The sequence below is a fragment of the Arthrobacter sp. TmtSoilC48 genome, assembly GCF_059739425.1.
Genome location: NZ_AP046049.1, coordinates 1206522 through 1224259 on the forward strand (window position 1 = coordinate 1206522; position 17738 = coordinate 1224259).

Here is a 17738-nt window from a genome sequence, read left to right on the forward strand (position 1 = left end):
GACCCCATGAACAGGCCCGATTCGGCCAAAATGCGGCGTGTCTCACAGTGGCACCCCGGAAAGAGGTGCGCTGGGCTGGCTGCCTAGCGGCCGCCGTCGTGCTCTGGACCCTCATCCGGAACCGAATCCGGAACGGCCTCCACTACCGCCCGCTTGGTCCGCTTGACGCTGATCCGGTCCAGAACCAGGGCGAGGATCGAGAACAGGATGACGCCGCCGGAAACGCAGGCCACCAGGAAGAAACCGAAGACGGTGCTGGCGTCGAAGGCGGGGTCCGCAGGCCGGCCGTACGCGATGAAGGCGGCGGCGATTGCACCCACAATGGCACCCAGAATCATGAACGGAACGAACCTGGGTGCCCGGCGAACAGTAATTTCGCGGCGGGCAGTGCCATTTCCGGATGGGGCGTTGGTGTCCTCAGAAGCCATGCCTTCCAGCCTACCGTTCCCTGTTTGTGTACAGATAATGCCCCTCGGATTGCTCCGTAGGGGCATTATCTGTACACAAGTCAGCTGCCGCGGTACGTCGAAAACGCGAACGGGCTCAGCAGCAGCGGCACGTGATAGTGCTCACCGGCGTCCGAAACCGTGAAGTTCAGGTCCACTTCCGGGAAGAACGTTTCCGTGCCAAGGCCCTCGTAGTAATCGCCAGTGGCGAAGTTCAGACGGTAGGCGCCGCCGGGAATCCGCTCCGGACCGAGATCCTTGATGCGGCCGTCGGCGTCGGTCTCGCCCTTTGCGACCAGGGTCCAGCTATCGCCTTCGCGGACGTAAAGTACGACGGCGACCCCCGCCGCCGGGCGTCCGGAACCGGTGTCCAGGATGTGCGTGGTTACTTGCGAAACGGTCATGAATTTTCTCCTTCGCTGATCACGCCTGCGAGTCGCAGCAAGGCGATCTCCCGCAGCTGGCCAGCCACGATTACGTCTTCTTCTTCGGGGGTGTGGTTGAGCCGCTCCTGAAGGGAGCCGAGGATCTCCTGGGCGCTGCGTCCTGCCGCGCGGATCAGGAAGACCCTGCCGAACTTCTCTTCGTAGGCGCGGTTTCCCTCGGCGAGGGCAGCGGCCGTGCCGTCGTCGCTGGGGTCCACTCCGGACTGTTCCGAACGGGACATGGCCGCTTCGGTGGTTTGGGCCTTGGGCCGCTCGCCGATCCGGGGGTGGTGGGCCAGTGCGGACTCCACCTCTTCCGGTGTGAACGGCTCGGCAGCTTGGCGGGCCTGCCCCAGCAGTTCGTCGACGCTCGTGAAGGGTCGGGCGTCCGCGACGTCCTCAACCCAGCGGCTGATATCCAGGCAAGGGGTCAGGGTCCTGATGGCCTCGTCCCGGTCAACACTGTTGAATACTGCAAGCTCCATGCTTGTGTCATCCTCGTGCAAATGCTGGCATCCATGGTGTGGGCTATGCGGAACTCCTGCTTTCCGGCAGGAGGAAGCTTGCTTCTACTGATTCCGCATCATGGAACTGTTATTTCAGCATACGTAAATAGTTAAGCCGAGCACTTAGGCTGGTGTCAAGAGAGTACCGCGCCGGAGCGCCGCGTTCTCACAGTCAGGTAGAGGCGGTGCGCCGTAATGACCAAAGCAAGCCAGGCTATCCCGAGAATCCAGGCGGCCAGGACATCAGTGAGCCAGTGGTGCCCGAGGTAGACACGACTCAAGCCCATGGTTGCGGCAAACGCCGACGCCACCACCACCGTGATGATTCTGGCCTTTGCCGTTTTGAGGCGAAGAATGATCAAATAAGCCACGATTCCTGCGATCACGATTGAATTCAGGGAGTGGCCGCTGGGAAACGACGGCGAGTGCTCGTACGGCGGAATCGCGTCCGCGAGGTCAGGGCGGGTGCGGCCAAACAAAGGCTTGCCCAAAACAGTCATGAGAAGTGAGCCCAAGCCCGCCGTCAGCATCAGGATGACAGGAGTCCAGGAGCGGCGCTTCGTGGCCAAGGCGATCATGATCCCCACCGCGATAATGGGCATGCCAACCGTGCCGCCAACATTCGTGTAGGCAGTGACGGCGAGATCCAGTGCGGGGGAGCGAACGGACCTGGCGGCGTCAAGGACCGGGTGGTCAAGGCCCGCAACCCCGTCGGCTTCAGTGACCGACTCGTAAACCTCACCAAAAGCCACTGCGAGGGACACGGCAATGACAAGTCCTACGGCCAACGTGATGATCAGCGCTGCATAAGGGCCCAGCAGTGTGGTGATCCGCTGTGCAGCTCCCGCCAGGACGCGGCCTACCGGGGATTTCCACCGTGTTAGGTCCTGCCCTGCGACGAACCGGTCCTGGCTGACCTCGCCGCGGACGCCCTGCTCCGGTTGCTCTTTTCCTTCAGTCGTCACCCTTGTCCCCTCACCGCGGCGGCCTCCGTAGTGGTGAGTAACCTTAGCAGTTTGGGCTTGGGGCAGCCGGTGTGGCTCGCCCCGCACCGCACGCTGGGGCAGAATGACGAGAACCAGCTGAAGGAGTTCGCACATGCCAGACATACTGACGTCCAGGTTCCTGTTCGGTCCCGGCCCGAGCAACTGCTACCCCGAGGCCATGGCCGCGCTGGCCTACCCGGTGCTCGGGCATTTGGATCCCGCCTTCATCGAACGCCTGGACCGGACGTGCGAGGGGCTGCGGGCCGTCTGGGGTACTTCGAATGCGCGCACGCTCCCGCTGAGTGCCACAGGTTCAGGCGGCATGGAGGCAGCATTCGTGAACACGGTCTCCGACGGCGACGTGGCGGTGATCGCTGTCAACGGGCTCTTCGGAGCGCGCATGTGCGAGGTCGCCAGGCGTTGCGGGGCTACTGTCGTCCGTGTTGACCACGAGTGGGGCCAGCCCGTTGATGCTGACCGCGTGCTCGCGGCGCACCCTCATCCCAAGGTGATCGCCGCCGTTCATGCCGAGACTTCCGTCGGCGTTCTCTCCGACATCGCTGCGCTGGGCGCAGGCAAGGGCGACGCCCTGTTGATCACCGACGCCGTGACGTCCATCGGCGGACTGGAACTTCGGGCAGACGACTGGGGGATCGACGTCGGATATGCCGGGACTCAAAAGTGCCTGGGCGTGCCACCAGGGCTTTCGCCGTTCACGGTCTCGGACCGGGCCTTTGAGCGGCGCATCAAGGATCCGCGCTCGTGGTACCTGGATATCGGCCTGCTCGGCGGCTACGTCGGCGCAGCCAGCGGAGCCCGCACCTACCATCACACGGCGCCGGTCACCATGATCGCCGGCCTCGAAGCCGCCCTCGACCGCATCCTCGCCGAGGGGCTCGACGTCGTACAAGCCCGCCACCGCGCTGCCGGCGCTGCACTGCAGAGCGGACTGCAGGAGATGGGACTTGAGCTGTTTGCCGCTGAAGGCGCACGGCTGCCGAGCCTCACCACCGTGAAGGTGCCCGACGGCGTCAGCTCGGCCGCCGTCCGCGCTTACCTCCTCGAGAACTTCAGTATGGAGATCGGTTCGGGCGTGGGCGAGTTCGCGGATACTGTCTGGCGCATCGGGATGATGGGGCCCAACGCAAACAGCGCCTCGGTGACGTTGGTGCTGGGCGCACTCAAAGAGGCCATCGACAAGGCGTAAGTGAGCGAGCATCCGTACTTCCGATGTTCGCTCACATCCTGACCGGTTTCGCCGGATGTTCTCTCACATCATGCCGGCGCCCGCGATCACTCGGTGACGTGACCGGCGTCGTACGCCAGAGTCGCGGAAGCCGGGGTGGTGCCATCGGCGGGCTGGATCGAAGCGATCGTCAGGAGGCCAGCCCCCGGAAGGGCGACCGACTGACCTGCGCGGAAGGCTTGCTTTCGTTCCTGTTCGGCGGTGCGGATCCAGAACTGGATGGCGGGAGCACCGTCGGCAATTCCGATCTTCACAACCCCCACCCTGACGCCGTCAAAAGTGGGCTGCATGCCTTGCTTGACTGTAACCAGCTGTTCCACGGTCATCCTTCCTTCACGCCCACGGAGTACACGGAGTCAAAGTTTTCCTTGTACTCATCCTCGGTCAGTTCCAGGGTGCCGGCCTTCTGCTCGCCGTCCAGCTTGCCTCCGGCCGGGCCCCACGGGTTGGCCAGAACCACAACTTTCTCGCCGTCGTCGTTGGTCTTTACGTCCACCACTATGTAGGCGTGGTTGGGGACGACATCCGTGCGGCTGACCTCGTCCGGCTCCCAGAACCAGTCAAAGTCGTCGTCCTTGACGTCTTGGGTGCCAACCGAGACCGCCTGACCGTCAGCTAGTTTGTCGTCGATCTCGTCGAGGTCCAGTTCGCCGTCCTTATCCGCGGACTGTCCCGTCATGAGCTCCATTGCATCGTTGCTGAACCCGCCATCAATGTCATCGTATGAACCGCCACGGTGCTCGGCCGCAGCACGTTCATAAATGGAAAGCCAGTTCGGCTGGCCGTCGGCGCCCCGAACTCCACCTTCAGTGGACTTGGCCTCCACCGTCACTTCGACGGGTTCGCCGTCTTCGTACAGAGTCACAACCCAATGCGTTGGAGGGTCTCCCACGGGACGCATGTGGGAGGCAAGGAACTCGTCGAGTTTGCCTTCGCGCTCCAACGTCTGTGCCACAGAGCCTATGCCCGCCAAGAGCCAGCAGTCGCCGATTTGCCCTTGGTGGATATCGCTCGGATCGCCCGCATCGGGATCTTTACGGACGTCGCCTGGAACATCCACATCCGAGGTATCAGGATCCAACGGCCCCGGATCGCCGGGAGGATTTGAATCCTGTTTGCCTGCGTCACCGCTACGGCTGCCTTCCGAACTGGTCTTGTCCTGCTCGTCTGCATTGCGGCTCAGTTCGTTGGCCTGGCTTTGCAACTCGCCGGAAATCAGCTTCAGCATGGGGCGGTGCTCCGACTCCCAAGCCGCCCGGAACATCACTGCGTCGCGGCCCTCCCACGGCGCGCTGGATATGAGCTGGCCCAATTCCAGCGAAAGCGTGCTCATTTTGTCCGAATGCCGGGACATTGTCTTGGCGAGCGCCCGAAGTTGATCAACGTCAGCACCGTAGAATCCCGGCATCTGTCTGTCCCCCTATGTTTGAAGCTGAAGCCTAAGCCAAGTTATCTGTGGGAGCTGCTCATGGCGATGGGTAGAACTTCCCCTTAGCTCGCCGGAAGCTCCGTGGGGTCGCAGGTCTTGGAATCCACGGGAACGTTTATGCGCAGATATGCCGGGCTTTTGGACTCAAGGATTACTGTGGCACCGGTTCCGTCCGTGCTGCGGGTTACTGTCCAGCCGCCGGGAACTGCATCAATTCCATCGAAGGCGGGGAATTCGTGCTGCTTAAGGATGGGATCGGCCGTAGCGAAGACGTCTTCAAAATTCTTGGATGGCTCCACAATATCTGCACTGCTCTTCATGCTCGCCGGGTGGAATATGCACCGGCCGTCGCTCGCCAGAGCCATGGTGGCAGGCTTGTCCACAGCCCAGGTGATTGCCGGCATCGTCTTCTCCAATGCCGCGATCAGATCCCTGCGCAGGGCGTCGTACTTTGTGAAGCTCTCTGCAACCGGGGCAGGCTCGGCAGTCACCGGAGGGGGACTGCTGGGTTCGGTATGGGGGCCGTCGGGAGCGGAGCAGCCCACCATGATTGCCGCCCCAAGTATCAGAGCAGCTGCCAGTACTTTCCGTGCAGTGCGGCCCTTTCCGCGGTCCATGTCATCCCCCAGTTTCATCAAGCCCTCGACGTCGGGCCTCACGGAATGCTTTCACAGTTGCGTCATGTCTGGCGATGGGCAGAACACCCCACGCCGCGTCCCAGGGTTGCGGGACGTGAGCGAGGATCGCCCGGAAACCGGCGGGATGTGAGCGAGGATCGCCCGAAAAGGCGTGGGATGTGAGCGAGGATCAGGTGTTGCGGGTCAGGATCCACGTGTTGGTGCCGTCCTGGCGTTCGAAGGTCACGGTTGTCACCAAGGCCTCGATGAGCGCAAGGCCCCGCCCGGATTCTGCGTCCTCGTCCGGCATGTCGGGCTGCATGTCTTCAGCGAAGGGCTCGCGGGCGTTGAACGCACTGACCCTGGCCACCAGGCGGGTGGGCCGGACGCTGATGTCCACACCGATCTCCACGGGCTTCTCGCCCACGGGAAGGGCGTGTTGCACGATGTTGGCGGCGGCTTCAATGACTGCGGTGGTGAAGGTCATCCGGTCCATGTCAGGGACGAAGGAGGCGTCGTCCCACAATGCGTCAAGCTCGCCGTGGATGGCTTCGATTGCTTCCTCGTTGGACGGCCCGTGGTAGCCCCTGCGTGCGATGACTTCAGTCATTTCCGAACGCCTCCTCGGCTGAGGAATACGCGGTCAGAACGCGGTCCATGTTGGTAAGTTCCAGGACCATTTTGACCTGGGGCTGCACGCCGGAGATCCGTAAATCGCCGCCTGCCTGTCGGGCCGCTTTGAGGCAACCGATGAGGGCTCCGAGGCCGGAGGAATCCATGAAGTCCGTTTCTGCAAGGTTCACTACAACGCGGCTGGATCCACCAGCCACAACCTCTGCCACTAGTTCCCGCAGCTTCGGAGCGGCCACCATGTTCAACCGGCCGACGCTCTTCACCTCCGCGTAGGAGTCTTTGACCTCGTAGCTAAACTGCATCAGCATTCCTCTCTTCGGGGCGTCCAGGACCTTCCGGACCCGCCAATTCCTCAGGGACAAAGCCCTTGTACAAAACTGCCTTGACCAGGACGCTCAGGACCACAAGGTCGAAGGCTACCCACGCTACATTCACCAGGGTTCCGAGGGGCTCCGACAGGCCAGAAAGAAGCCGGGCAAGCCCAACAACCAGTGCAAGGGCAAGCAACGCAGCAACGATGATCTGTGGACGAATCAGGCTCCAACTGGGGCCGCCACTCTGCCTGGCCTTGGGGGTGACGGCGAATCCGAGGGGACGTCCGAACCACACGTTGCGTGCCGCCGTCGTGCAGGCCTTGATCCAGGTGGGGAACAGAGCGAGGCTGTACTGCTGTCCGCGCCAGGTGGGGATCCCGTGCCCGGCGATGACGAACAGCATCTGGTTTACCACCATGAACGGGATGAAACGGATGAAGAAGTCGAAGCTCAGGCTGGTCACGGGAAGGATGCCGAGCGTCAGATAGATGATCGGGGCCGCAAAGTAGACGACGGCCGCGAAGCCGCTCAGGTAGCTCCACATGGTGGAGAAGTACATGAGCCGCTGGCCCCATGTGAGGCGGCGTTGGACGAGAGGGTTCTCGCGCAGGAGGACCTGCATAGTGCCTTGGGCCCAGCGAAGGCGTTGGGTCAGCATGGTCTTGATGTCCTCGGGAGCCAGCCCGTTCGCGAGGACTTCGTGGTGGTAGACGCTCTTCCAGCCGAGGGCGTGCAGGCGCATCGCGGTAGCCATGTCTTCGGTGACGGAGATCGTGGCCAAGGGCATGATCGGCTGGGCTTCGTCGGTTCGTTCCACGGAAATGGCGTCCAGGACTGCGTGGACCGATTCGAGGGCGCCGAGCGGCGACCAGTCGCGTCCGGACATTCGGTCGACGGCGTCACTCGCCACTGTTGTGACACCAGACTCGCCGACGTGGGCCAGTTCCATGGCGGCGATTTCTTCGAGGTCGGATTGGAGCGCTGAGAAGTCGGCGGCCACGAGTGTGCGCACGGCGTCGTCCACTTTGCGGCGCACACGGTACGTGATCTCGCTCAGGGAAGCCCCGGCTTCGAGTTCCTGCTGGGCGTTTTCGGTTGCGGTTTCCACCTCGTTCAACATTTGCTCGACCAGCGGGTTTTCAGCCTCGGGCGACCGCCGGGCCTTCTTAATAGCGGTGCGCGACGCAGCCAGAGCACGGCGCACACTCTTCTCGGTGGCCTTGACGTAGCCCACCAAACCAAGCTGCATGAGGGCTTCCCTGCGCAGGATGGCGTTGGAGCCGCAGAAGAACGCCGCGTTCCAGCCGTCCTTGCCTTGCTGGATGGGGCCGTAGAACAGGGGAGCCTGGCTGCCCAGGGGATCGTCGGCGGGAACGTTGACGAAGTACTGGGGCGTTTGGACCAACGCCACACGGTCATCGTTGAAGTAGCCCAGCGTCTTGTCCAGGATGTCCGGCTCGGGGATCTGGTCGGCGTCGAGAATCAACAGGTACTCGCCCGATGTAATCATGAGCGCGTTGTTCAGGTTCCCGGCTTTGGCGTGCCGCGGCATGTCCGGTGTCCAATCGGCACCGCGGGTCACGTAGCCGATTCCGTTCGACTCGGCGAGCTCGCGCATCTCAGGGCGGTCGCCGTCGTCCAGGATCCAGGTACTGTGCGGCCAGCGGATGTCCTTGGCGGCGAGGGCCGTGGTCATCACCAGGTCTAGGGGTTCGTTGTACGTGGTGATGAAAACGTCCACCGTAGCGGTGTCCGGCGCCGCGGGCGGTGGCTTGCGGATCTTCAGGTTCCACACCGTCATGCCGAAGAGCATGACGTCAATGAGGCTGTAGGTCTCGGCAATCACCAACGGAACAGCGATCCACCACGCTTCCCAGTTCAGCGAAGCCAGCCAGCGCCACGCCACGTAGTTCACGCCCAGAATGACCGTTAGGACAACACAAAGCCGAGTCCAGAATCGCGTCACGTTCCCCCCTTTTTTTCGTGGCTAGTACCGGATGATCTAAGCAACTCCGCTGTGGTTGCGTTCCAGCCCTGCATCGAGTGTTGGGTGAACCCCACGCCGTCGGTGAACCACGACGGCGGTCACGTCATCTTCCGCGGTGTCCGCCGGTGCCAGCTCAAGCAGGGCAGCGCAGACGTCTTCCGAGCTGCCCCCGCTCCGCGCCGCCTTCTCTACGTTCCTCACAAACTCTTCAAGGGAATCGTGCGCGTCGAGCACGCCGTCGCTGACAATCACCAGCGAATCGCCGGGCTCCAGCTGCAGTTCCGAGGCCGGCCATTGCTGTCCCTCCAGGATCCCGACGGGTGGCCCCGCGGAAACCAACCTCCGTGCCGCCCCCTCGGCCGGGACGTGCAGCCCAAGTCCATGACCGGCGTCGACATAGCTAAGCCTGCCCGAGGCACTGTCCAGGCGCGCATGGAACATGGTCACGAAGGACCCTGACTGGTCCAGGTCGGAGGTCAGCGTGGCGCTGGCGGAGCCGAAGGCGTCAGCAATTGCCGGGGTATCCGCCACGGACCTCATGACGGCGCGGACGGTGGCCGCTATCAAGGCCGCGCCCATGCCTTTGCCCATGGCGTCGGCGAACGTCAGGTGCATGCCGTCGCTGGTCTGGTACCAGTCGTAGAAGTCCCCACCCACGCTGCGCGATGGGCGGAATGCGCCAGCGACGTCGTAATCGTTCAGCCGCACCGTTTCCTGCGGGAGGAGGCTTGTCTGCACAACCGCAGCGCGGGCGAGTTCGTCAGTCTGGCGCGTGTCCTCGGCGGGCGTGCGTGCCCTGCGGAACAGCGCCCGGATGCGGGCCTGCAGTTCCTTAGGGCTGAACGGTTTGTTGATGTAATCGTCCGCGCCGGTGTCCAAACCGGTGAGCCGGTCAATCTCGTCGGCACGGGCCGTGAGCATCATGATGTAAGCGTCCGAGAACTCCCGGAGGCGCCGGCAAACTTCCATGCCATCGATGTCCGGGAGGTTGATGTCCAGCGTCACCAGTTCGGCGTTGGTGTTACGGACAGCCTCGACGCCGGAAAGACCGTCGGGCGCTTCTGTCACCACGAAATCGAGCTGCTCAAGGACCAGAACGAGGAGGCCACGGATGTCGGCGTCATCTTCGATGACTACAGCATGGCGTGGGGACGCGGTTGAGACCATGGCTCCATTAACTACTGCCGCGGAGCTTTTGTCACGTTTAGTAAAGGTACGTGTAACGCCCGCTCACAATAGTGGGCGGGCGTTACAAAATTTGTGCAGTTATGTGCGAGAGGGATTGCCCTAAAGCCGCAGGATGTGCGAGAGGGATTGCCCTAAAGCCGCGGGATGTGCGAGAGGGTTAGACGCCCAGCTCTTCCTTCAGGGCCTGGACGTGGCCCTGGGCGCTGACCTGGTACTGGGTGAGCTTGACGGTGCCTTCGCCGTCGAGCACAACGGTGGAGCGGACCAGGCCCTCGACGATTTCGCCGTCAACCAGCTTCTCGCCCCAGGCGCCGTAGGCAAGGGCCACGGAGTGGTCCTCATCGGAGAGCAGCGGGAAGGTCAGCGCAAATTCACCAGTGAACTTTGCGAGGGCCTCGGGGCCGTCGGGGGAGATCCCGATGACGTCGTAGCCGTTGCCCTGCAGGCTTGCGAGGTTGTCGCGGAAATCGCAGGCCTCGGTGGTGCAGCCGGGGGTGGCTGCCTTGGGGTAGAAGTACACAATGACGTTGCGTCCGCGGTAATCGGACAGCGAGACCTTGGTGCCGTCGGCGTCGAGCAGCGCGAAGTCAGGTGCTTGCGTTCCGACGAGGAGTTTCTGGGTCATGGCGATCCTTTACGTTTCACCGGCTTGCAGCCGGCATGCATTTAAAACAACAGCGGTCATTCGAAAATTGCGGTGCATTGATCTTTTACAACAGCGAAATCAGATGCTGTATTCCGCAGGTCCGCGCACTGTGGCATAAGGCCCTGGCACGAACTGGTAGCCACCACCACGGACGGTGGCGACAGTGTGGCGGGCGCTTCCGAGCTTCCGCCTCACCCTTCCAACATAAACGTCAATGGAGCGAAATGCCGCGCCGGGGAGGTCAAATGACTCCAGGAAACGTTGCAATTCTTCACGACTGATGGCCCTGGAGCAGTTCACTACGAGGTAGCGCAACAGCTTGTATTCCATGCCAGTAAAGGCAACCGGCTCGCCGTCGAGCAGTACTACTTCAGCCGCGAGGTCGATTGCAAGTTGACTACGGCGCCCGGCCAACATGACGGGCTCGACGGCGGCACTGCCGCTTCCGATCCGACCCCGGCCAACGGACCCATCACCCTCGCGTGCGGAGGTGATTCGTCCGTTCGACGGGGAGTTTCCGTCAGCCAGTGCGTCCGCGAGGGACACTGCGTCCGTCCCGAAAGGGTGGGTACCGGCGTCGGCGGCTTCCTGCGGAGTGCCGCCCCAGGAAGTATCGCCGACGCCGGAGTGTTCTGCCCCGATGGCGGGCCAGATGCGGACTTCCGCCTCCGGGGCAAGTTTCATGGCCCGGGCCAGCACAAGGCGTGCTGCCCGTTCCCAGACTGCAGGATCAATCTCGTCGCCCTCGGCCGGGTTGACCCAAAGAGCAAGGCCGCGCGCGCTCAGGCCGGGCTGTGTCTTGAGTCCCGGCCGCCGACCCATGGCCCGCGCTGCGGGGTCACGGAACGGCGGTGGCCCGTAGGCATTGACTGCCATGACGGTGGACCCTAAACGTTGCCGCGGCGGAGCAGCTTGCCGCCGGGGTTCTGGCCATCGATCGGGGTGCCGCGCAGGTAAGTTTTGCGGACGACGCCGGCCAGGGGACGGCCGTCGTACGGCGTGATCGGGTTCTTGTGCTTGAGCTTGGTGACGTCCACAACGAAGGCCTCGTCCGGGGCGAAGATGGAGAAGTCGGCGTCGTAGCCCAGGGCGAGCTGTCCCTTGTTGTGCAGGCGGGCCAAGGCAGCGGGCTTCTCGGCCATCCAGGACACGACCTGCTCCAGCGGGATGCCGCGGTGGCGGGCTTCGGTCCAGATCAGGGACAGGCCCAGCTGGAGCGAGGAGACGCCGCCCCAGGCCACTGCGAAGTCGCCGTTTTCCAGGTCCTTCAAGTCCAGCGTGGAGGGGGAGTGGTCCGACACGATGCAGTCGATGGTGCCGTCCTGCAGGCCCTTCCAAAGGAGCTCGCGGTTGGAGGCTTCACGGATGGGCGGGCAGCACTTGTACGCCGTGGCGCCGTCGGGGATTTCTTCGGCCATGAGCGTCAGGTAGTGCGGGCACGTCTCAACGGTGAGGTTGACGCCGTCGCGCTTTGCTGAGGCGATCATCGGCAGGGCGTCGGAGGATGAAAGGTGCAGGATGTGGGCGCGGGCGCCGGTCCAGCGGGCGCGTTCGATGACCTCGGCGATTGCCTTGTTCTCGGCGCCGCGGGGGCGGGAGGCGAGAAAGGTCTCGTAGTGGTCGCCGCCGGGGTGCGGGGCGCGGTCGATCGCGTGAGAGTCCTCGGCGTGCACGATCATGAGGGAGTCGAAGGACTTGAGCTCAGCCATGTCCTCTTCCATCTCGTCCGCATCCAGGTGCGGGAACTCGTCCACGCCCGAGTGCAGGAGGAAGCACTTGAAGCCGAACACGCCTTCGTCGTGCAGCGGGCGGAGGTCCTTCTTGTTGCCCGGGATGGCACCGCCCCAGAATCCGACGTCCACGAACGCCTGGTCCTTGGCGACCACGCGCTTCTGCTCCAGGCCGTCCACGGTGGTGGTGGGCGGGATGGAGTTCAGTGGCATGTCGATGATGGTGGTGACACCGCCGGCGGCTGCGGCGCGGGTGGCGGAGGCGAAGCCTTCCCACTCGGTGCGGCCGGGCTCGTTGACGTGGACGTGGGTGTCCACGAGGCCGGGGATGAGGGTTTCGTCGTCTGCGAGTTCGATGACCTCGTTGCCCGTCAGGCCGTTGCCCAAGGGTTCGATGGCGACGATGATGCCGTCGCGGATGCCAACTTCGCGTGCTGCGAGGCCGGCGGTGGTCAGGATGCGCTGGCCCCGGATAACGAGGTCATAGGCGCCAATTGCTTCAGACATTGAGGTACTCCTTGTTGTCGGGGTTGCCGGTCCGCTCCGCCAGGTACACGCCTATGTGCTTACCCAATTGTTCAAGCAACGGACCTGCTTCAGCGATACATTTTTGGACATCTTTTTCCAGATCGGTCAGTGCGTGGACCGTGTGGAAGCCGGCATCCGTGAGTTGTTCCCGGCTCAGGGTACTCCGGCCGCAGACTGCGATCACGGGAACCCCTTGGCGGGCCGCCGCTCGCGCGACGCCCATGGGCGTCTTGCCGAGCAGGCTTTGCTCGTCCAAGCTGCCCTCTCCGGTGATCACCACGTCCGCGCCCTTCAGCCTTTGTTCGAGCCCAGTGAATTCAAGTACGACGTCGATGCCCGGCCGCCGCTCTGCCTTCAGTGCCGCTATGGCAATGTAGCCAACGCCGCCTGCTGCTCCCGCGCCTTCTGCCTTGGCTGCGTACTTGGCGTGCTGGCCGGTTGCTGCTGCGAGCACGTCGACGAAGTGGCTCGCTGCGGCGTCCAGTTCGGTGACGTCGTCCGGCGTCGCGCCCTTTTGCGGACCGAAGATGGCTGGGGCTCCGCTGGCCCCCAAAAGGGGATTGTCGACGTCGGACGCCAGCACGAACTCTGTTGCCTCGACGCGGACGTCGAAGTTGGAGAAGTCGATGCTGTCGATTTCTGCGAGAGCCGCGCCGCCACCGGGGAGCTCGTTGCCGTCCTTGTCCAGGAACACTGCGCCGAGGCCCTGAAGGACTCCAGCGCCGGCGTCGGTGTTGGCGCTGCCGCCCACACCCAGGATGATCTTGCGGCAACCGAGGTCCAGCGCGGCGCGGATGAGTTCGCCCGTGCCGATGCTGGTTGCGGTTTTCGCCGTCTGCGACGTGGGGCCGTCCGGGAGGAGAGCGAGACCGGAAGCTGCCGCCATTTCGATGACAGCTTCCTGGTCCCGCACTGCGAAGTCGGCCTTCACCGGTTCCCCGAGCGGGCCGGTGACGGTGGTGGTCCGGCGGGTGAAGCCGGAACCGATGGCGGCGTCGATGGTTCCTTCGCCGCCGTCGGCTACCGGAATGCGTGTTGCCTCAAGGCCTGTTTGGCCGAAGCCTGCCAGCAATCCTGTTGCGAGATGCCTGGCGACGTCGGGCGCGGACAGTGAGCCCTTGAATTTGTCCGGGGCGATGACAACACGCATTCCGGTGCCTCCTTTTCCTTTAAGCCTTGGCGAGGATCGCGGTGGGTGCGTCCGCCGCGGTTTCTGCCAGCTCTTCGAACTCGTTCACGCCGTTGATCTCAACGCCCATGGAGATGTTGGTGATCTTTTCCAGGATCACTTCAACAACCACGGGAACCTTGAACTCGCCCATCAGTGCCTTGGCCTTGTCGAAAGCGGCAGGCATGTCGTTCGGGTTCTCAACGCGGATAGCCTTGCAGCCCAAGCCCTCGGCCACTTTGATGTGGTCCACCCCGTAGCCGTTGGTCTCCGGGGAGTTGATGTTTTCGAAGGCCAGGGAAACGTTCTGTTCCATGTTGAAGCCGCGCTGGCTCTGACGGATCAGGCCCAGGTAGCTGTTGTTCACCACAACGTGGATGTACGGCAGGTTGAACTGCGCTCCCACGGCCAGTTCCTCGATCATGAACTGGAAGTCGTAGTCACCGGACAAGGCAACAACGGTGGCATCCGGGGTTCCCCTTACAACACCCAGTGCTGCCGGAGCGGTCCAACCCAGCGGGCCAGCCTGGCCTGCGTTGATCCACTTGCGGGCACCGAATACGTGCAGCATCTGTGCGCCGGCGATCTGCGACAGGCCAATGGTGGACACGTAAGTGGTGTCGCGGCCGAAGGCCTTGTTCATCTCCTGGTACACGCGCTGCGGCTTGATGGGCACGTTGTCGAAGTTGGTCTTGCGGTGCAGGGAACCCTTGCGCTCCTGGCACTCGGCAACCCAACCCGAGTAGTCCGGCAGTGTCTTAGCCGACTGGCGCTCGCGTGCCAGCTCGATCAGGCCAGCCAGCGCCGCACCGGCGTCGGACGCGATGCCCAAGTCCGGCGAGAAAACGCGACCGATCTGCGTCGGCTCGATGTCGATGTGAACGAACTTGCGGCCGGCCGTGTAGGTGTCCAGGCCACCGGTGTGGCGGTTGGCCCAACGGTTGCCGATCCCGATCACGAAGTCGCTCTGCAGGAACGTCTCGTTGCCGTAGCGGTGCGAGGTCTGCAGGCCAACCATGCCGGCCATCAGCTGGTGGTCGTCCGGGATGGCGCCCCAGCCCATCAGCGTGGGGATAACCGGAACGTTCAGGATTTCGGCCAACTCAACCAACTGGGCCGAAGCGCCGGCGTTGATGATGCCGCCACCGGCAACGATCAGCGGGTGCTTGGCCGACGTCAGCATGTCCAGGGCCTTTTCCAGCTGCTTGCGGGAAGCCTTGGGCTTCTCGATGGGCAGGGGCTCGTAGGTCTCGATGTCGAACTCGATCTCGGCCATCTGCACGTCGATGGGTAGGTCCAGCAAGACCGGGCCCGGACGACCCGAGCGCATCAGCTGGAACGCCTTCTGGAATGCGCCCGGAACCTGGCCCGGTTCCAGGATGGTCATGGCCATCTTGGTGACCGGCTTGGCGATGGACTCGATGTCCACGGCCTGGAAGTCTTCCTTGTGCAGCTTGGCAACGGGTGCCTGGCCGGTGATGCAGAGCATGGGGATGGAATCCGCCCATGCTGCGTACAGTCCGGTGATCATGTCGGTGCCGGCGGGGCCCGACGTACCGATGCAGATACCGATGTTGCCATCAGCAGCACGGCTGTAGCCGTCAGCCATGTGGCTGGCGCCTTCAACGTGGCGGGCCAGCGTGTGGCGGATACCGCCGTGGGCACGCATTGCTGAGTAGAAGGGGTTGATCGCTGCGCCTGGCAGGCCGAAAGCCTCGGTGGCGCCTTCCTTTTCCAGGATGGCGACTGCCGCGTCAACGGTGCGCATCTTAGCCATGGTGTACTCCTTGTTTTTGCCCTTTTCGGGCGAAGTCTGTGGTGTTTTTGGGTGTGGTGAGGGAGCCGCCGTCGTTTATGTACGACGGCGGGTTCCCTGCTGTGTTGCTGTGTTGCCTCTTGGGCGGCTGGGTTACTTCCGGCCGCTGAGCTGGAGAACCTGCTTGAAGAGGCCCGAGTGGTCGAGGCCGCCGTCGCCCTGGTTGACGGTTGCGGCGACGAGCTGGGCAACGACTGCGCCGAGCGGGACAGCGACGTTGGCTTCGCGGGCTGCGGAGGTGACGATGCCAAGGTCCTTGTGGTGAAGGGCCAGGCGGAAACCGGGGTCGAAGTTGCGGTCGAGCATCTTCTGACCCTTTTGGTCCAGGACCTTGGAACCGGCCAAGCCGCCGCCGAGGACCTTCAGTGCTGCGTTGGTGTCTACGCCGTAAGCCTCGAGGAAGGCGATTGCTTCGCCAAGGACCTGAATATTGACGGCTACGATCAGCTGGTTTGCTGCCTTGACGGTCTGGCCGGAGCCGGACGGGCCGACGTGGACGATGGTCTTGCCCACTGCGTTGAGGACATCCTGTGCTGCCTCGAAGTCTGCAGCTTCGCCGCCGACCATGATGGACAGGACGGCGTCGATGGCGCCCTGTTCGCCGCCACTCACTGGTGCATCCAGGGGGCGGATGCCGGCTTCTACTGCTTCTTCCGAGAGGCGCTTGGCGACGTCCGGGCGGATGCTGGATGCGTCGATCCAGATGGTGCCCTTCTTCGCGTTGGCGAAGACGCCGTCCTTGCCGCTGACTACGCCCTCAACATCGGGGGAGTCCGGGACCATGGTGATGACGACGTCGGCGTCCTTGACTGCGTCCGCGATGCTGGTGGCACCCTGGCCGCCCTCGGAGACGAGTTTGTCGATCTTGTCCTGGCTGCGGTTGAAACCGGTGACCGTGTGGCCGGCCTTGACGAGGTTGATGGCCATGGGGAGGCCCATGATTCCGAGGCCGATGACTGCAACGTTGCTCATTGTGGTTCTCTTTCCGGGGAAGTCTGTGTGTCTTTTAACTCAGGTGTGCTTACCCAACTAGGTCGCATTAGTGCGCGTTTTGAGGGTTCTAAACGCGCTCTGCTGCTACTTACTTGGGCGCGCGGGGCTTAGTTGGCTGCGGCGCGCTGGCGGATGGCCCAGCTGAATGCCGTTTCCTGCGGTTCCTTGTACTCGAGTCCGATGTAGCCGTCGTAGCCGAGTTCGCGGCTGCGGGCGATCCATTCGCCGAGGGGCAGGTTGCCGGTTCCGGGTGCGCCGCGGCCGGGGTTGTCGGCGATCTGGATGTGGCCGAAGTCCTTGGCGTGGTTCTCGATGACGGATTCGACGTCGTCGCCGTTGACTGCCAGGTGGTAGAAGTCGGCGAGGAGCTTGACGTTCTGTGCACCGGATTCTGCCTTGACGCGAGCGATGACCTTGAGTGCGTCTTCAGCCGTGAGGAGCGGGTACTTGGGTGCGCCGCTCACCGGTTCGAGGAGGACAGTTCCGCCGATACGGGCGACGCCGGCTGCTGCGGTTGCGAGGTTCTCGGCACCAATGGCGTCCTGCTTTTCAGGCGATTCGCCGTCGACGCGGTTGCCGTAGAGGGCGTTGAAGGCCTTGCAGCCGAGGCGCTCACCGATGCCGGCGACGACGTCGATGTTGTCCTGGAACTCGGTGGAGCGTGCGGGCCAGGAAACCAGGCCGCGGTCGCCGCCAGGCATGTTGCCGGCGTTGAAGTTCAGGCCCGTGAGCTGAACGCCGGCGTCCTTGATGGCGGTCTCGAACTCGGTTACTTGGGCGTCGGTGGGGACGGAGGTCTCGAAGGGCCACCAGAACTCGACGGCGTCAAAACCGGCTGCCTTCGCGGCGGCGGGGCGCTCGAGCAAGGGCAGCTCCGTCAAGAGGATGGAGCAGTTCACTGTGTACGTCATCGTAGGTCCTTCCGAGGAGGGGCTTTGATCTATCTTCCGGGTTGCTTGGCTGCTGCCTTGGCGCTTGGCTTCAGTTTCCGCTTTGTGGAATTTAGATTCTGCTTTATGAAAAGTTTAGGGAAGGTGGGGGTGGGAGTCAAGGGGGTGGGAATTTGGGATACCAGCGGAC

General features: G+C 63.3%; 18 protein-coding genes and 1 pseudogene. 1 reads left to right on the forward strand and 18 read right to left on the reverse strand.

The window, feature by feature from the left end; all coding sequences use genetic code 11:
* Window positions 1–83: 83 nt before the first annotated feature.
* The 4 genes from AC6I97_RS05780 to AC6I97_RS05795 all read right to left on the reverse strand — a co-directional run bounded on the left by AC6I97_RS05780 (window position 84) and on the right by AC6I97_RS05795 (window position 2342).
* Window positions 84–428 carry a hypothetical protein gene (locus tag AC6I97_RS05780; RefSeq protein ID WP_224089086.1) on the reverse strand — a complete coding sequence of 115 codons (345 nt, stop codon included), beginning with the start codon at window positions 426–428 and terminating at the stop codon, window positions 84–86.
* An 80-nt stretch (window positions 429–508) separates the two neighbouring features.
* On the reverse strand, window positions 509–850 hold the full coding sequence (gene uraH, locus AC6I97_RS05785; RefSeq protein WP_224089084.1) for a hydroxyisourate hydrolase: 342 nt from the start codon (window positions 848–850) through the stop codon (window positions 509–511).
* Window positions 847–1356, reverse strand: a complete 510-nt coding sequence (gene uraD / locus AC6I97_RS05790) for a 2-oxo-4-hydroxy-4-carboxy-5-ureidoimidazoline decarboxylase (RefSeq protein ID WP_224089081.1) — start codon at window positions 1354–1356, stop codon at window positions 847–849. Before uraD ends, uraH begins: the two co-directional genes overlap by 4 nt.
* 155 nt (window positions 1357–1511) lie before the next feature.
* On the reverse strand, window positions 1512–2342 hold the full coding sequence (locus tag AC6I97_RS05795; protein WP_309928480.1) for a phosphatase PAP2 family protein: 831 nt from the start codon (window positions 2340–2342) through the stop codon (window positions 1512–1514).
* A gap of 133 nt (window positions 2343–2475) precedes the next feature.
* Between AC6I97_RS05795 and AC6I97_RS05800 the strand changes: the two genes are divergently transcribed.
* Entirely contained in the window at window positions 2476–3570 is a 1095-nt protein-coding gene (locus AC6I97_RS05800) for a pyridoxal-phosphate-dependent aminotransferase family protein (protein ID WP_497944347.1), read from the forward strand.
* Window positions 3571–3656: 86 nt separating this feature from the next.
* On the opposite strand, the gene AC6I97_RS05805 is transcribed toward AC6I97_RS05800, so the two are convergent.
* From AC6I97_RS05805 to AC6I97_RS05870, 14 genes and pseudogenes are all read right to left on the reverse strand, one after another.
* Complete coding sequence (locus AC6I97_RS05805) at window positions 3657–3935, reverse strand: hypothetical protein (RefSeq protein WP_497944348.1); 279 nt, start codon at window positions 3933–3935, stop codon at window positions 3657–3659.
* On the reverse strand, window positions 3932–5017 hold the full coding sequence (locus AC6I97_RS05810) for a C2 family cysteine protease (RefSeq protein ID WP_497944349.1): 1086 nt from the start codon (window positions 5015–5017) through the stop codon (window positions 3932–3934). Before AC6I97_RS05810 ends, AC6I97_RS05805 begins: the two co-directional genes overlap by 4 nt.
* An 83-nt stretch (window positions 5018–5100) precedes the next feature.
* Entirely contained in the window at window positions 5101–5697 is a 597-nt protein-coding gene (locus tag AC6I97_RS05815; RefSeq protein WP_497944350.1) for a hypothetical protein, read from the reverse strand.
* A gap of 148 nt (window positions 5698–5845) precedes the next feature.
* Complete coding sequence (locus AC6I97_RS05820; protein WP_497944351.1) at window positions 5846–6265, reverse strand: ATP-binding protein; 420 nt, start codon at window positions 6263–6265, stop codon at window positions 5846–5848.
* On the reverse strand, window positions 6258–6590 hold the full coding sequence (locus tag AC6I97_RS05825; RefSeq protein WP_224089065.1) for an STAS domain-containing protein: 333 nt from the start codon (window positions 6588–6590) through the stop codon (window positions 6258–6260). Before AC6I97_RS05825 ends, AC6I97_RS05820 begins: the two co-directional genes overlap by 8 nt.
* A complete protein-coding gene (locus tag AC6I97_RS05830; protein WP_497944352.1) occupies window positions 6580–8568 on the reverse strand; it encodes a glycosyltransferase family 2 protein in 1989 nt (662 codons plus the stop codon). The genes AC6I97_RS05825 and AC6I97_RS05830 overlap by 11 nt, the downstream gene beginning before the upstream one ends.
* Before the next feature lie 36 nt (window positions 8569–8604).
* Window positions 8605–9756, reverse strand: a complete 1152-nt coding sequence (locus AC6I97_RS05835; protein WP_497944353.1) for a PP2C family protein-serine/threonine phosphatase — start codon at window positions 9754–9756, stop codon at window positions 8605–8607.
* A 178-nt stretch (window positions 9757–9934) separates the two neighbouring features.
* A complete protein-coding gene (bcp, locus tag AC6I97_RS05840; protein WP_224089058.1) occupies window positions 9935–10402 on the reverse strand; it encodes a thioredoxin-dependent thiol peroxidase in 468 nt (155 codons plus the stop codon).
* A gap of 99 nt (window positions 10403–10501) precedes the next feature.
* Window positions 10502–11299, reverse strand: coding sequence for a winged helix-turn-helix domain-containing protein (locus tag AC6I97_RS05845; protein ID WP_497944354.1), 798 nt, complete (start codon window positions 11297–11299; stop codon window positions 10502–10504).
* Between the two features lie 11 nt (window positions 11300–11310).
* Window positions 11311–12660 (reverse strand): allantoinase AllB, encoded by a 1350-nt coding sequence (gene allB, locus AC6I97_RS05850; protein WP_224165429.1) that lies wholly within the window; start codon window positions 12658–12660, stop codon window positions 11311–11313.
* Complete coding sequence (locus AC6I97_RS05855) at window positions 12653–13831, reverse strand: glycerate kinase (protein WP_497944355.1); 1179 nt, start codon at window positions 13829–13831, stop codon at window positions 12653–12655. The genes allB and AC6I97_RS05855 overlap by 8 nt, the downstream gene beginning before the upstream one ends.
* Before the next feature lie 19 nt (window positions 13832–13850).
* The gene (gene gcl, locus AC6I97_RS05860) at window positions 13851–15626 is read right to left on the reverse strand and encodes a glyoxylate carboligase (protein WP_309928470.1); all 1776 of its coding nucleotides are present in this window, start codon (window positions 15624–15626) and stop codon (window positions 13851–13853) included.
* 132 nt (window positions 15627–15758) lie between these two features.
* A pseudogene (locus AC6I97_RS05865) lies at window positions 15759–16655 on the reverse strand (2-hydroxy-3-oxopropionate reductase); the annotation flags it as partial.
* 110 nt (window positions 16656–16765) lie between these two features.
* The gene (locus AC6I97_RS05870; protein WP_497944356.1) at window positions 16766–17569 is read right to left on the reverse strand and encodes a hydroxypyruvate isomerase family protein; all 804 of its coding nucleotides are present in this window, start codon (window positions 17567–17569) and stop codon (window positions 16766–16768) included.
* Window positions 17570–17738: the final 169 nt, after the last annotated feature.